The organism is Pseudomonas sp. Marseille-QA0892, from assembly GCF_054950135.1.
Genome location: NZ_CM143104.1, coordinates 3,673,463 through 3,688,029, shown reverse-complemented (window position 1 = coordinate 3,688,029; position 14,567 = coordinate 3,673,463). Strand labels below are relative to the sequence as shown.

Sequence of the window (14,567 nt, the reverse complement as noted above, 5' to 3'; positions counted from 1 at the left end):
GTGTTCGAATGTAACGGATCGAATCACTAATCAAACGGGGCTAGCCATCCCGAACACTGCATTACATTTCGGCCGGTCAGGCCCGCTAGGGGCCCGGTCTAGAGCTGCTACGCTCGTCGTCGACCTTTAGGCTCGACGACATGCCGCTGAGGCGGGCGAGGCCTGTAAACAGCTCATGGTCACATGAGCGGCAAGCCGTTCGTAACGCTTGCGTACCTGCCGCCATTCCCCATCGGCCACGCCGCACTGTCGAGTCCACCAACCCGGGGACGGGAGTTGATCCTGCGCCGTTTCGTTCCACAAAAGAAGGAAGACTCGACTCGTGAAAAAACACCTCGCGCTCGCACTGCTCACGCTCGCCAGCCCATTTGTCATGGCCGAAACCCATGAAGTGCGGATGTATAGCAAAGGGGAAACCGGCAAGATGGTTTACCAACCGGATTTCATCGCCATCGCCCCCGGCGATTCTGTCCACTTTGTCACCGACCATGGCAAACACGACTCCGCCACTATCCCGGGGCTGCTGCCGGAAGGCGCCAAGCCGTTCAAAAGTGAAATCAATGAAAACATCACCGTCACCTTCGACGTGCCGGGGGTGTACGGCATCCAGTGCACGCCGCACCTGAGTAAGGGCATGGTGATGCTCGTGCAGGTTGGCGACAAGCAGCCAGCGCCTGAGCTGCCAGAAGGTTTGCCGGACGTCGCCAAGCAGCGCCTCGATGCCGTCATTGAGCGTGAATATCAACAGTAAAAAGCGTGTATTGAAAGCGTGAACCCAAGGAGCATGCATTGGCTGAGTTCGTGCAGTCGATGATGCTACAGAGCTAGGCAGAGAGGGCGGGCGGATTCATTCCCCAGACGGAAGTCGGCTAAATAAATCTGTCCCCTTTTTCTCTGGGATGTGAAAAGTCTCCGCTTCGGATTTGCTTTAGATCTGCATCGAACCCGCTGCCCGCGCCGTATCGAGATCCTCCTGCTGATCGCAGCACTGGCTTGTTATGCGCTGTATTTGGCAGGCCTCCGGGCGCGTAACACAGGTAGAGCACGAAGCTTTCAGAGCAACAGCATTAGGCATAAGCCCGTGCTCTCGCTCTGGCGCATTGGCCTTGAATACCTCAGGCGCAGGACCAGTGATTTATGCTGTTCGGTACTCGACCAAATGGAGCTACTGCTACGCGACGAAGTCCGCCAACAAGCTCAGGCGCTGGGGCGTTCTGGAAGGCATTCGTACCCGGTGGTGCGGCCGGGCTTCAAATCCTGTTATTGCATCTTTTGTTATAGGTCTTAGTTGGGCAAAACTGGCAATCAATACCTTTGTATCTCGCCAAGATGGCCTTCACTGGTCATTTCCTGCCTATATATTCGACACTTATGCGGTTCTGCTTCTGTATGCTCACAACGCTTTCACTTCGTTGTAGAGATGAGCCAGATGGCCGACAGAAAGGTCCAAGATCGGCTCATACATAAACGAGTTCAAGTGAATATTTGAACTGACAGTCACGCTTACTTTACGCAGTACAGCAATGGCAGGTGAAGCGGGGAGCAAAAGAGAATACTGGTTCAACAGTTTTCCAAATTGGCTGTGATCATTACACCAATAATTTTGGTCATTTAGTTCCACTCGTATGCGATCTAGCATATATTTCTCAGCCGCAAGGCGAATAGCCATAGACATGACTACTTTATCTTCAAGATTCAATCCCGTCTGAATGGGATTTAGGCTGATAGTTTCAGCTTCGCCTAATATTATGCTCTTGATAGTGGTAGGCGTACCAACATGAGCACAACCAAACGCAGAGTTATACACATCAACAAAATCCTGATGAGTAATAGTGTCAGTATCTTGTTTCTGATGAAGCAAACTTGTTAAGAGCAAATAGTCGGGATCGCCCTCGCCCTTGGTATACTCAATAATGTTTCGTGCAAACGGGATACTTGCGCACATAGCCCGATGACAGTTGGAAAATCTCTTACACAATATACCTGTGAAATAATTCTTAACGCCTTGCGCTTCTTCTAGCTCTATTTTGTCCGGATGTTTATTTGCCATAAGGCATCTTTTCCGATGTACAAACTTTGCAGCTATACCTCTGAAAAAATCATAGTTGTGAGTCAGGACAAGCTGGTAAACGTTGGGCTTGCTTTCGATATCTTCCAGATACTGAATAATTGCATGCTTGTTTTTATAATCAAATGAGTCAGCCGCATCATCAATAATGAAAACTGTTTCATGATTTAGCTTAGATCGAGCCTCAATTTCGAAAATGAAGTTCAAAAGGTACAAAGCCCTTTTTTCTCCTTGACTAAGCGTCATCAGCTCATTCCGGCGCAGCCGAACTTCCGCGTCATCATCTTTGAAAACATACGATAGCTTCGCTTGCTCTTTCCCTAAAGCGGCCTTGGCTTGGTTTTCGACCTCTAATCTAAATGGCATTTCCGTAAACCGACTGTTAAATAGTTCAACAGCACTAGCCCATTCTGGTGCAAGGCTAGCAGCCTCTTGTTCTATTAACTCTAGTTCCTCCTTTGCGTTCGCATGCAGTTCTAGATAAGTTTCTGATTCCTTACTTGTGTTGACATAGGCTTTCCAGATACTTCTCTTAAAATCTGCTTGGTTTTCCGCTCTCAACCCGTTTAGAAGTGTTTCAATCTCGTTAACGCTAAGTCTTTCAAAAAGGCTGGCTATTGCCAAAGTCTGGGCGTTTTTAGTTATGGACTGTTTGATGCTGTTTAATTTTTCGTCACTCTCAATTTTACCCAAGAGCGTTTTTACTCGATCTTCAGCTTCGGCGAGGCCGATTGGGCCTGCATCACCCTGTAGTTTAAGCAAGTGGCCGCCATCAAAGTAGCCTTGTGATTTTAATGCCTCAAACGAACGCTCCGCTAAGATGTACGACGCCAACTGATCGTCTCTTGCGCCCCAAAAGCCCACCGTCGATGTGGGCTTTTTATTGCCTGCTGTGTGGCCAGCTACGTTCCCTGTTCGATTACAGCTAGCAGCTTCTTAGATGCTTCCGAAGGTGGGCCATGTTTACCCTAGCGTCCTTGAAATGGGCCCCCGCAGCGCTCATTGAACAGTGCGTCATTAAGGGCGGACCACAATCAGCTCCATTTAGAGCGTTCTCCTAGACCTTCGCCAAATTACTTGGACTAGTCCGAGCAGCCTGTTTTCTAACCGCCCCTTCGCTATCGGCTCATCGTGTATTTATGTCTATTGATTAACAAATATTTAACGTTCCCTACTTAGCATAAGTGATGTTTCGGCTTGCTGTTATTTAAATGAGCTTGCCCGTTGTCGCATAAATTGTACGGAGAGCAAATGGACAAGGCTTATGAAAACAAAGTTGTTTTGATCACGGGCGCTACCGGATTTATTGGCACTGCGTTACTCAAAACAATGGCTGAGCACCTCAAAGGTATCAAGCGCATATATTGCCTGTATCGTGCAACGGCTCCCGGTACGGTGTCCATCGCCGACGATAGGCTGGTATGGGTAAAAGGAGATGTAGCGGAGAACGATTGGGGGCTTTCCGCTGAGGTGCTAGCGGTGCTCAAGCAAGAGGTTGAGGTCGTTTTCAACCTGGCTGCCTACACCCGTTGGGATACGCCCATACAGGATCAGGTGAAAGCCAACACCCTCTCTGCGCTGCATGGGGCGGACCTCGTGGCCACGTTTGAAAGACTTGAGCGGTACGTGGTGACGTCCAGCTATTGGGCCATGTGCAGCAGGTCCGCGCCAGAGATAATTGAAGAACGGATCTATCAGGATTTTGAAGCCGAGGCCGAGCTGGAAGAAATTCTGGTGAGGGGAAATAGTGCAAGGCTTAGCGAGTGGCCCAATGCCTATTCCTACTCAAAGAATCTGATGGAGCGACTGCTGCACCAGCGATACCCGAATCTGCCAATTATGGTTGCGCGCGTTACATCCGTGGCCGGGGCTTGGAATTACCCCGAGCGTGGCCATTGCAACTTCAATATTTCGCTGCCGGCTTTTATAAGGTCTATCGTGCTTGGTGGGGTTAAGTTTCTGCCGGTGTCTACCAAGGCCGCTATTAACGACATGGTGCCTATCGATATTTGCGTAAACCTTCTGCTGGCTAACGCCATCCATCCGGCCAATAGTACTTTTCAAGTCATCAATTGCTCGTCTGCCAAACGCAATAGCCCTACGCTCGGGGCAGTGGCGGAGATGGCTGGAGACATAACCTACTTTGGCGATGCGCGGGAATTCGAAGGCGGCTTGGCTTCATTGAATGAAAAGCAGGCAAAGCTCAACAAGCTCATCGTCGGTTCTTACGGCTTTGCCATGTCGACCCGCTTTGTGTTCGACGATGCGCAGGCTCGCCGCCCGCTTCAGTGGATGTCAGCTGAATGTCTGTCCCGCTTTCCGATAGACGTCGATACGATCGACTGGCCGTCGATCATTCATGCGATGAAGCGAAAATTAACGGCAGTGTGAGGGTGGTGCCTTTGGTACGCAGGTGCAGCCTTGGCACGCTGACCCGCATCGTTGCGCCAAGATTCTGAGGGCGACGCGCATGGCACCGTCAGGAGGCTGAGCGGAATCGTTACGTTTCGGTTTCGGCCCTTACGAGCGAGCTATATGTTCTCGTGTCCATGCTGTGTGGCGGCCATGCGTGGAAGCCTTCGGGCTTGCACCCTACCAAGGCATACGCCGCGCGTGACACCCTCGCGGTACCGGCGGGCTTCACCCGCCCTACGGTTCTGGAGCCGCACTCTGTGCGGGCGCCGCGTTTTTACAGACGACGCCATTGGGCCCCGTCAGGAGGCTGAGCGGAGTCGCTGTGGAAAGGGTTGAGCGACAAGGATGTCGCGAGAGTTGCGACGGGCCATGGAAGGCCCTTCGCAACGTGCCCTTGGATCAGTGACGGAGCGAGGGGACCCGGAGCGTAGCGAAGGGCCGTATGCCGGGGTGGCCTTCTTTTTGGTTAGCTTTTTCTTGGCCAGGCAAGAAAAAGTAACTCGGCCGTAAGGGCCGAAACCCAGACGCGCCAACACCACGATCACGGATATGCCCGCGTACGCACGCAACCAAACGCCTTTAACGTCTTTAAGAAAACAGCCACAGCGCTCTCTATAAATCTGCCGCCCATTGATGAGGGGCACGACGTGGTGAGGCATCAGCCAGACGACTCCCATCAGCGGCAAACAAATGCACAGGCCCACCAAACACCACCCCAACCCTCTCCCCCAACGCCAAATCACTCAACCCCGGCACCCGCGCTACAAGCGTCTGTGCCTGCTCCGCCAATCGCACATGAATCAAACTCTCCGCCCCTAACGGCTCAACCAATTCAACCTCGCCCTGAAGATACGCGCCAGGCGCACGTGACACCGCCACCTGCTCGGGCCGTATCCCAACCGTTAAAGCCGCCTTGCGATGCTCGTCTGCAATCGAAACAGCCTCGGGCAGCCACGGCGCCCGCTCTCCAGGCGCTAACTCCAAAAAGTTCATGGCTGGCGAACCAATAAACCCCGCAACGAAACGAGTCGCCGGTCTTGTGAACAGGTCCATCGGCGTACCAATCTGCTCAACCCGCCCCTTGTTCATCACCACCAGCCGGTCTGCCAGGGTCATGGCCTCGACCTGATCGTGGGTAACGTAGACAGACGTCACGCCCAGCCGCCTCTGCAGCCGGCGAATCTCCTGCCGCATCTGCACACGCAAGCCTGCGTCCAGGTTTGACAGGGGTTCGTCGAACAGAAAGACCCGCGGCTTGCGCACCACGGCGCGGCCCATGGCAACACGCTGGCGCTGCCCGCCCGAGAGCTGACGTGGCTTGCGGTCGAGTAGCATGTCGATGCCGAGCAGCTTTGCGGTATCACGCACGCGCTGGTCAATCTCGGCCTTGGGTGTGCGCTGGTTGCGCAGGCTGTAGGCCATGTTGTCGAACACGGTCATGTGCGGGTACAGCGCGTAGTTCTGGAACACCATGGCGATATCGCGCTCGGCCGGCTCTCGGTCGTTGACGCGCTGGCCGTCGATATTCAGGTCGCCACCGGTGATCGTTTCAAGGCCGGCGAGCATACGTAACAAGGTTGACTTGCCACACCCGGACGGGCCGACCACGACGATCATCTCGCCTGTCTCGATGGTGAAATCGATCTCATGCAGGGCGTCGACACCGCCCGGATAGGTCTTGCGCAGGCGTTTGAGTTCTAGCATCGCCATGGGTTACTTCTCCGTTTCCACCAGGCCTTTGACGAACCAGCGTTGCATTACCACGACCACCAATACCGGGGGCAGCAGCGCGAGGATCGCCATGGCGGTCGCGAGGTGCCACGGTGGGGTGCCGTCGGTGGCGATGGTCAGCCGCTTGAGGCTCATCACGAGGGTGGCGTGGTCGCCGCCGGTGACGGCGAGCAGTGGCCACAGGTACTGGTTCCAGCCATAAATGAACATGATCACGAACAGGGCCGCGAGGTTGGTTTTCGATAGCGGCAGCAGGAAGTCGAAGAAGAAACGCCAGGGCCCGGCGCCATCGATGCGGGCGGCTTCGAGCAATTCGGGCGGCAGCGTCAGGAAGAACTGGCGGAACAGAAAGGTGGCGGTGGCGCTGGCGATCAGGGGAAGGATCAGGCCGGGATAGCTGTCGAGCAGGCCGAGGTTCGCGACAACCGCATAGGTGGGGACGATGCGCACTTCGATGGGCAGCATCAGCGTCATGAAGATCAGCCAGAAGCACAGGTACCGCCCCGGAAAGCGGAAGAAGACGATGGCATAGGCGGCAAGGATCGAGATCACGAGCTTGCCGCAGGCAATCCCCAGGGCCATGACGAGCGAATTGATCAGCAGTTGCCAGGCCGGCGCGCCGACGCCAGTGATGGGGTCGCGCAGCAGGGTCAGGTAGTTGTTGAGGCCCGCTTCACCCGGCGTTAACGGGAAGGTGCCGGAAAACAGGGCAGACGCTTCCTGCGTCGAGGCCAGCAGGGCGAGCACGAGCGGCAGGCCGAACAGCAGCACGCCGAGGATGAGAATCGCGTGGCTGAGCATGTCCAGACCGGGGCGACGGTAGCGCATGAAAGGTCTCCTGAATAACGGCCGTCAGTGGTACTGGACGCGGCGTTCGATGTAGCGGAATTGCACCATCGTGAGCACCCCAACGAGGATCATCAGAATCACAGACTGTGCGGCCGAAGCGCCCAGATCCAGACCGAGGATGCCGTCCTGGTAGATCTTGTAGACGAGGGTCCGCGTGGCGCCGCCGGGCCCACCGCCGGTCGTGGTGTCGATGGTCCCGAACGTCTCGAAGAAGGCATAGATGGTGTTCATCACCAGCAGGAAGAAGCTGGTGGGCGAGAGCAACGGAAAGGTGATTGTCCAGAAGCGCCGCCAGGGGCCGGCACCGTCAATGGCGGCGGCCTCCAGCACGCTGTTGGGGATGCTCTGCAAACCGGCCATGAAGAAGACGAAGTTGTAGCTCATCTGCTGCCAGATCGACGCGATGATCACCAGCAGCATTGCCTGGCTGCCGATCAGGTGATAGTCCCAGTGGATGCCAAGTGTCTGCAGGCCATGGGCGAGGATGCCAATGGACGGATCGAAGAGGAACATCCACAGGACGCCCGCCGCCGCGGGGGCCACGGCATAAGGCCAGGTGAGCAGGGTGCGATAGACACGCGAGCCGCGCAGTACGCGATCGGCGAGCGTCGCCAGCAACAGGGCGATGGCCATCGCGCCGAACGCGACGCAGACGCTGAACAGCAGCGTATTGACCAGCGCTTCGCGGTACTCGGCCGAGCCCAGCACGCGCACGAAATTCTCGGCACCGGCAAAGGTTTCGCCGAGCCCGAAGGCGTCCTGTATGTAGAGCGACTGGCGCAGCGCCTGGAACGCCGGCCAGAGGAAAAAGACGAGCACCACGGCCAGCTGCGGCGCGAGCAACAGCCAGGGGGTGATGCGGTGACGGTGGAAGGCGGTCATGGATATGCCGTGTCACGAGGGGAGGGCGATGGCCTGGGCATTGGCGCTGTCAGGCGTTTGCCTGCATGGAAGCGAGCCGTGCGCGACTGTCGATGCGCACGGTCTGCTTCCCTATGCCTTGCCGAGCGTTGGATCAGCGCACGCTGCGCTGGAATTGCGTGAGCAGCTCATTGCCGCGCTTGGCGGCATCGTCCATGGCCTGCTGGGCGCTTTTCTGGCCGTTCAGGGCGCGCTCGAGTTCTTCTTCGATCACGTCGCGGATCTGGATCATGTTGCCCAGGCGCAGGCCGCGCGAATTGTCCGTTGGCGTCCCTGAGGTCATCTGCTTCAGCGCGACATCGGTGCCGGGGTTCTTGTCATAGAAGCCCTGGTCGCGGGTCAGCTGTAGCGCTGCCTGGGTGATAGGCAGGTAGCCGGTGAACTGGTGCCAGTCGGCCTGTACCTCGGGGGACGACAGGTAGGTGAAGAACTGCGCGACGCCCTTGTAGACGTCATCGGACTGCCCCTTGAGCACCCATAGCGAGGCGCCGCCGATGATGGAGTTCTTCGGCGTTTCGAGGGCCTCAGGGTCATAGGGCAGCGATGCGACGCCGAACTGGAAGTTCTTGGCATTCGTCCGTACGTTGGCATAACTCGCCGAGGAGCCCATCAGCATGGCGCACTTGCCTGAGAAGAACTGCGGCGAGGCGCTGTCGGCACGGCCGCCGTACTGGAAGACGCCGCTTTTCTGCCAGTCGACCAGATCCTGGATGTGGGCGACGGCGGCTTTCTGGCCGTTGAACGTCAGCCGCGCATCCGGCCCACCGAAGCCGTTCTGCTCGCTAGCAAAGGGCAGGTCGTGGCGAGCGGTGAAGTTCTCGAGCTGAATCCAGCTGGGCCAGGTGCTGGTGAAACCGCAGGCGGCAGCGCCGCTTTCGACGATCTTCTTGCCGGCCTGGCCGATCTCTTCCCAGGTCTTTGGCGGATTGTTCGGATCAAGGCCGGCCTTCTCGAACACGTCGCGGTTGTAATAGACCACGGGCGTCGAGGAGTTGAAGGGCAGCGAGAGCATCTGGTTGTCGGCAGTGCTGTAGTAGCCGGTGACCGCGGGCAAATAGGAGGCCGGGTCGAACGGCTGCTTCATGTCGCTCATGAGCTGGTGCACAGGGTAGATGGCGCCCTTGGCGTTCATCATGCTGGCGGTGCCGACCTCGAACACCTGGGTGATGGCGGGGCCCTTGCCGGCACGGAATGCTGCGATCGTGGCCGTCATGTTTTCGCTGTAGGTGCCCTTGTAGGCCGGCTTGACCACGTAGTCGGACTGCGATGCGTTGAAGTCCTTGACCATCTCGTTGATCTTGTCGCCGAGGCGGCCTTCCATCGCGTGCCACCAAACGATGTCGGTGGCTGCCTGTGCCCCCGCCGCGGCGATGGACAGTCCCAATGCAGACATGCCGATGGCCAATCCTTTCAAGCCCTTGCCCATGATGCTCTCCGATGTGTGATCGTTATTTCGTTCCGAATGCTGAGTCGGGGAGGTTTCAGTTCCGTGACGTAAAGGCTTCATCTTCATGACAAGCGCATGACGCGCGGAGACGTCATCTCTCGGCTCTCAATTGGAGGCGAGGTATCCGGCAGGCAGCCATGGCGGTTCTGCGGTAAGCGCAGGCGCCATGGTCTCCATGGAGGCTTACTTCAAGCCGGTGTGTTTCGTCTCGGGTGCCCAAACGAGGGAAGAGAGCAGGCCAATCAGCGGGAATGCGGCCGCAATCAGCAGCGTGGCGGCGATGCCGAGCGTCTGCAGCGTCAACGGCAAGAGGTACGTCGCCAGGGCTGCGCCGATACGGCTGAACGCCGCGGCGAAGCCAACGCCTGTGCTGCGAAAGCGCGTCTCGAACATCTCCGGCGGATACACGTACTGGATGTTGTTGGCGGCCGTGATGACCAGCACGAAGATGCCGAACGCGCTCAGCGCCACGATGGGTGATTGCTGTGGGGCGAGCCCGAGGAAAAGCAGCAGGGCCAACATGATGGCGAAGGTCGAGATGACGAACGAGCGCCGTGAGACGAGGGAAAGGAATACGAGCCCGAGCACCGCGCCCGCGATCTGCAGGCCGTTCATCAACAAGTCCGATGCCATGTTGTCCTTCAGCCCCAGTGCTTCGAGCACCGGCAGGATGAAGGTGAAGATGGCAAACATCGGGCCGACCTGGCAGAACCAGAACAACCCGGAATAGAGCACGCGGCGCCAGTCGTTTTCCACGAAGAACTGCTTGAGCGTTGCGGTGGCCTCTGTCCGCTTGACGGGCACGAGTGCGTATTGCGGGCCGTAGTGCTTGCGGACGATCGCCTGCGCTTCCGTATCGCGCCCCTGGCTTTGCAGCCACAGCGGCGACTCGGGGATGGCGAAGCGAATGATGAGGGTGATGACAGCTGGGATTGCGCTCGTGGCCAGCAGGCCGCGCCAGTCTTCGGGGTCCCAGAAATGCCCGACGAAGAAGGCCGCGACGAAGCCGACGAACCAGAACAGGGCGATGCTGCCGAGCAGCACGCTGCGGTGGCGGCGCGGGGCGAACTCGGCCAGCAGCGATGTACCGACCGCGTATTCGACGCCGATCAGCAGCCCCAACAGGATGCGCAGTGCGACCAGGTCCCAGGTGCCGACCACGAACAGTTGCGCGATCGAAACGACGACAAAGCCAATGAGATTCCAGAAGAACACGCGCTTGCGGCCAAATCGATCTGCGACGCGGCCGAAGAACAAACCGCTGATGAAGATACCAATGAGTGCGCTCGCGGCGATGAGGCCCTGACCGAGCGGCGGCAGGCCGAGCTCCTGGGAGGCCGGGCCGATGGCGCTGCCGATGATGCCGAGGATATAGCCGTCGACGATGATCCCGCCGAACGCGCTGATCGCCACCAGCGTGACGAGAAGGTTCATCGGCGCCTGGTCGAAGGGAATTGCGCCGCCATGGGACACGCCTGCGCTGTGATCCGATGGTGTTGTCACGACATGCATACCAACCGCTCCAAAGGGCCAGGCCCGCTTATTGTTCTTGTCAGGCGAGTGACGCTGCATTGGCCTTCGGCTATGCACGGTTAACGTGCAGCAGGGCCGACATGCGGTCAATTCGCGCTTGCAAAGATAGGGGCCGAACGCGCCGGCACTTTTCCGTCAACGACACGCTTTTCTATCAAAGGCGACACTGGGCCGCTTCTGTCCTATCGGCCGGAGCGCTCTAGTGCGGCATATTGGCGGTTCCGTGCAGAGGTAAACGAACGCTGCACCGTGCCGTTCCGCCTACCGCCAAACACCCCGCAAGACGCCGATCAGCTTGAAGCGCAGCGCCTTGGTCCTATGCAGTAGTAGGAGGCGTCAGGGTCCGCATTGCCAGGGTCAAGCGTGGCTAGGGGATATGAGCGAAGCTTTAAAGCTGCTCCGCCTGTGCAATGCCTAGAAAAGCGGTGAGCGAGTGCTTCTTGGCCATCGCGTCCTTGTAGCCCAGTTCGATCAGCTCGCTGCAATAGCCGGGTTCGAACAACAAGTAGCTCAACAGCCCACCGCCGCCCTCACGCGTGCCGCCGGGGCCGCGCAGGAACATTCTCATGGCCGGGGGCATTTCCTTGCGGTGGCGAGCGGCGATCTTGTCCAACGGTTGGCTCGGGGAAATCACCTGTACGTCGACCGGCGTGAGGCCAAAGGCGCGCTTGCGCTTCTCGATGGGCACCAGGCCGCCAAGAAAGTTGAGGCGTTGCAGTAGTTCGATGTCGCTTTCGACATTGTCGATGAAGGTACTGTTGAGCATATGCCCCGCAATTTGCGCAAGACTCGGGCTAGCGCCTCTCGGCCGCGGCGGTGGCGTGGGTTTGGCCCCGTCATCCATCGGGTTGCCACTGACCCCGACCACCAGCACGCGCGTGGCGCCCAGGTGCAGAGCCGGGCTGATTGGTGCGGTCTGGCGTACCGCACCATCACCAAAATACTCGCGGTTGATTTTCACCGGCGCGAAGATCAGTGGAATGGCGGCGCTCGCAAGCAGGTGATGCAGTGCAAGGCGCGTCGGTACGCCGACACGACGGTGCCTGAGCCAGGGATCGATGGTGGTGTGTCCCTGGTAGAAGGTGACGGCTTCGGCTGACTCGTAACCAAATGCCGTGACGGCGACGGCGCGCAGCTGCCGGCGGCGCATGGCGGCGGCAATACCTGAGAAATCCAGCTCGCGCTCGAGCAACTGTGCCAACGGCGAGCTATCGAGCAGTGCGACGGGCACCTGTTTGCCGAACCCGAGCACGCTGTGGCCGAGGAAACGGCTCGCCTGGCGCGATACGCCGGGCCAATCGCTGCGGTACACCTGATCGGTATGGAAGCTGCGCCACACGGTGCTCAGCCTCTGCACTGCCTGGTGAAAGTGCAGGGCGCCGCATGCCAGGCCGACGGCATTGATCGCACCCGCCGAGGTGCCGACGATGACGGGAAACGGATTAGCGGAGGCGTCGGGCAGCAGATCGGCAATCGCTGACAGCACGCCCACCTGATACGCCGCGCGCGCGCCGCCGCCCGAAAGGATGAGCCCGGTCACGCCTTCGTGCGGTGTAGTGCTTTGGGTCATCGTTGATTCCGGTTCTGGGTTGCGGCAACGCAGGCGCGTCAAGAGAACAGGATAGCGGCCCGATAGCCACAAACCGTAGGGCAGCATCGTCTTGGACGCTAGCGTCGCTTACGGTATACGGTTTCCGCATGCTCTTGGCGGGCCGGTCAATGTGCGGTCCTCTGCGTTTTTGCGCTTGGTGATGAGGTGCTGACCGACGTTGTGAGTTGCGCGTCGATATGCGCTTCGAGGGGCCGTGTCCTGTCGGAGGCTTACAACTTTGCGCGCGGACTTAACGCGTGGAAAAGGCTTCGCCGTTTTCCACGCTACGCGTTGGGCCGGTAACTCGTGCGATATCAGAGGCACCCAGGGTGGACGACGCTTTCTGTGTCCACCGATTGGCCGTCAGGGCCGATCGCAAAACCGATGTAACCCTTGGCGGTTGTCTGCGCCATCTAGCGCGCATCACCAGAATGCAGGTGTTAGCGGCAGAGGCTCGCTGTTCAATAAGCCGCGCCTGTGCCCGTCCCCGTCACGATCGCAATACCCGAGCTGGTTCCCAGTCGCGTCGCTCCTGCCTCGATCATTGCCCGGGCGGTGGCCAAGTCACGCACCCCGCCGGACGCCTTTACGCCGATGTCCTGGCCTACGACACGCCGCATCAGCGCTACATCTTCCAGGGTCGCGCCACCGCGGCTGAAACCTGTGGATGTTTTGACGAACGCCACGCCGAGGTCGCGGCAGATCTCGCAGGCTCGTACTTTCTGCGCCTCGTCGAGCAGGCAGGTTTCCAGAATCACCTTCAGAGGCACCGTGTCACAGGCCTTGAGCACACAGGCGATATCCTCGAGGACCTCGTCGAACAGTCCATCCTTGAGCCAGCCAATGTTGAGCACCATGTCGATTTCCTGGGCCCCGGCGGCGATCGCCAGGGCGGCCTCCGACGCCTTGCTTTCACTCAGCCCGGCGCCTAATGGAAAGCCCACCACGGCGCAGACCTTGACCGAAGACCCGGTCAGGGCTTTGGCGGCAAAAGGCACCTGCCCCGAATTGACGCATACCGAATAGAATCCATGCTCTCGGGCTTCGTCGCAAAGTCTGGCAATCTGCTCTCGGCTGGCGTCTGCCGCCAACAGGGTGTGGTCGATGGCCTTGGCCAATGCAGCGGGTTCGAGCGAATGCATAAGTCGATTCCTATCATCAGTAGCAATACAGGGTTGATACCCAAGTTATAGAATTAACAAATAACGTTAATATAATCACACAACGAATCGAGCCGCCGGACAGCCGCAATCCATGAAATCCGACCGAATCAAACAGATCCACCAGGCTTTGCAGGATCAAAAAGCTATCCATCTAAGAGAGATGGCAGCATTGCTTGACGTGTCCGAGATGACCTTGCGGCGCGACCTGAGCCGGCACCGCGACCAACTGCACCTGCTGGGCGGCTATATCACCCGTGCTCACGACGAGCCTGAGCCGGGTGACTACCGTGTCAGCGAACAGGACAATCGGCACGTCGAGGAAAAGCGGCGCATCGGTAAGCTTGCCGCCGCCTTCATCCAGCCGGGCGACACGGTGTTCTTCGATTGCGGTACGACGATCCCCTTCGTAGTGGACTTCATTCCGGACGAGCTTGAGTTCACTGCGGTGTGCAACTCGTTGAATGTCCTGCTCAAGCTTCAGCACAAGCCCCACTGCAACATCGTCCTCTGTGGCGGCGCCTTCCACCGTAAGAACCAGGTATTCGAGAGTCATGCCGAAGCCAGTATTCTCGATGGCGTACGCCTGACCTGGGCCTTTGTTTCAGCCGCCGGGGTCAGCCTGGACTGCGGGGTGACCTGCTTCAATTTCCACGAGGTGGAGGTCAAGCAAAAGGTTATGCGACAAGCGCGGCAATGCCTGCTGCTCGCCGACCACTCCAAGTTCGACGCTGTGCGCACTGCTCACTTCGGAGAGTTGAGCGACTTTCACTGCGTCATCAGTGACAAGAAAATTCCACGCAGCTACCGAGACGCTATCAAGGCCCGCGGCGCCCAACTGGTGGTGTGAAT

11 protein-coding genes and 1 pseudogene are annotated in these 14,567 nt (G+C 58.2%); 4 read left to right on the top strand and 8 right to left on the bottom strand.

The window, feature by feature from the left end; all coding sequences use genetic code 11:
• Positions 1-322: 322 nt before the first annotated feature.
• Together ACY8D3_RS17210 and ACY8D3_RS17205 are read left to right on the top strand one after the other, a co-directional pair.
• On the top strand, positions 323-751 hold the full coding sequence (locus ACY8D3_RS17210; protein ID WP_462380030.1) for a pseudoazurin: 429 nt from the start codon (positions 323-325) through the stop codon (positions 749-751).
• Between the two features lie 147 nt (positions 752-898).
• Positions 899-1,210: pseudogene (locus tag ACY8D3_RS17205) on the top strand (IS4 family transposase); the annotation flags it as partial.
• 183 nt (positions 1,211-1,393) lie between these two features.
• Here the strand turns inward: ACY8D3_RS17205 and ACY8D3_RS17200 are convergent.
• A complete protein-coding gene (locus tag ACY8D3_RS17200; RefSeq protein ID WP_462380029.1) occupies positions 1,394-2,902 on the bottom strand; it encodes a hypothetical protein in 1,509 nt (502 codons plus the stop codon).
• A 417-nt stretch (positions 2,903-3,319) separates the two neighbouring features.
• Here ACY8D3_RS17200 and ACY8D3_RS17195 point away from each other — a divergent pair, with 417 nt between their 5' ends.
• Positions 3,320-4,459, top strand: coding sequence for an SDR family oxidoreductase (locus ACY8D3_RS17195; RefSeq protein ID WP_462380028.1), 1,140 nt, complete (start codon positions 3,320-3,322; stop codon positions 4,457-4,459).
• 636 nt (positions 4,460-5,095) lie between these two features.
• Here ACY8D3_RS17195 and ACY8D3_RS17190 read toward each other — a convergent pair.
• From ACY8D3_RS17190 to deoC, 7 genes are all read right to left on the bottom strand, one after another.
• Positions 5,096-6,193, bottom strand: a complete 1,098-nt coding sequence (locus ACY8D3_RS17190; RefSeq protein ID WP_462380027.1) for an ABC transporter ATP-binding protein — start codon at positions 6,191-6,193, stop codon at positions 5,096-5,098.
• Positions 6,194-6,196: 3 nt separating this feature from the next.
• Positions 6,197-7,042, bottom strand: a complete 846-nt coding sequence (gene ugpE / locus ACY8D3_RS17185; RefSeq protein ID WP_462380026.1) for a sn-glycerol-3-phosphate ABC transporter permease UgpE — start codon at positions 7,040-7,042, stop codon at positions 6,197-6,199.
• 24 nt (positions 7,043-7,066) lie between these two features.
• Entirely contained in the window at positions 7,067-7,945 is an 879-nt protein-coding gene (gene ugpA, locus ACY8D3_RS17180; protein ID WP_462380025.1) for a sn-glycerol-3-phosphate ABC transporter permease UgpA, read from the bottom strand.
• A gap of 133 nt (positions 7,946-8,078) precedes the next feature.
• Complete coding sequence (ugpB, locus tag ACY8D3_RS17175) at positions 8,079-9,389, bottom strand: sn-glycerol-3-phosphate ABC transporter substrate-binding protein UgpB (protein WP_462380024.1); 1,311 nt, start codon at positions 9,387-9,389, stop codon at positions 8,079-8,081.
• Between the two features lie 225 nt (positions 9,390-9,614).
• Entirely contained in the window at positions 9,615-10,943 is a 1,329-nt protein-coding gene (locus ACY8D3_RS17170) for an MFS transporter (RefSeq protein WP_462380023.1), read from the bottom strand.
• Positions 10,944-11,352: 409 nt separating this feature from the next.
• A complete protein-coding gene (locus tag ACY8D3_RS17165; RefSeq protein WP_462380022.1) occupies positions 11,353-12,534 on the bottom strand; it encodes a patatin-like phospholipase family protein in 1,182 nt (393 codons plus the stop codon).
• A 482-nt stretch (positions 12,535-13,016) separates the two neighbouring features.
• Positions 13,017-13,697 carry a deoxyribose-phosphate aldolase gene (gene deoC, locus ACY8D3_RS17160; RefSeq protein ID WP_462380021.1) on the bottom strand — a complete coding sequence of 227 codons (681 nt, stop codon included), beginning with the start codon at positions 13,695-13,697 and terminating at the stop codon, positions 13,017-13,019.
• A gap of 112 nt (positions 13,698-13,809) precedes the next feature.
• Between deoC and deoR the strand changes: the two genes are divergently transcribed.
• A complete protein-coding gene (deoR, locus tag ACY8D3_RS17155; RefSeq protein WP_462380020.1) occupies positions 13,810-14,565 on the top strand; it encodes a DNA-binding transcriptional repressor DeoR in 756 nt (251 codons plus the stop codon).
• Positions 14,566-14,567: the final 2 nt, after the last annotated feature.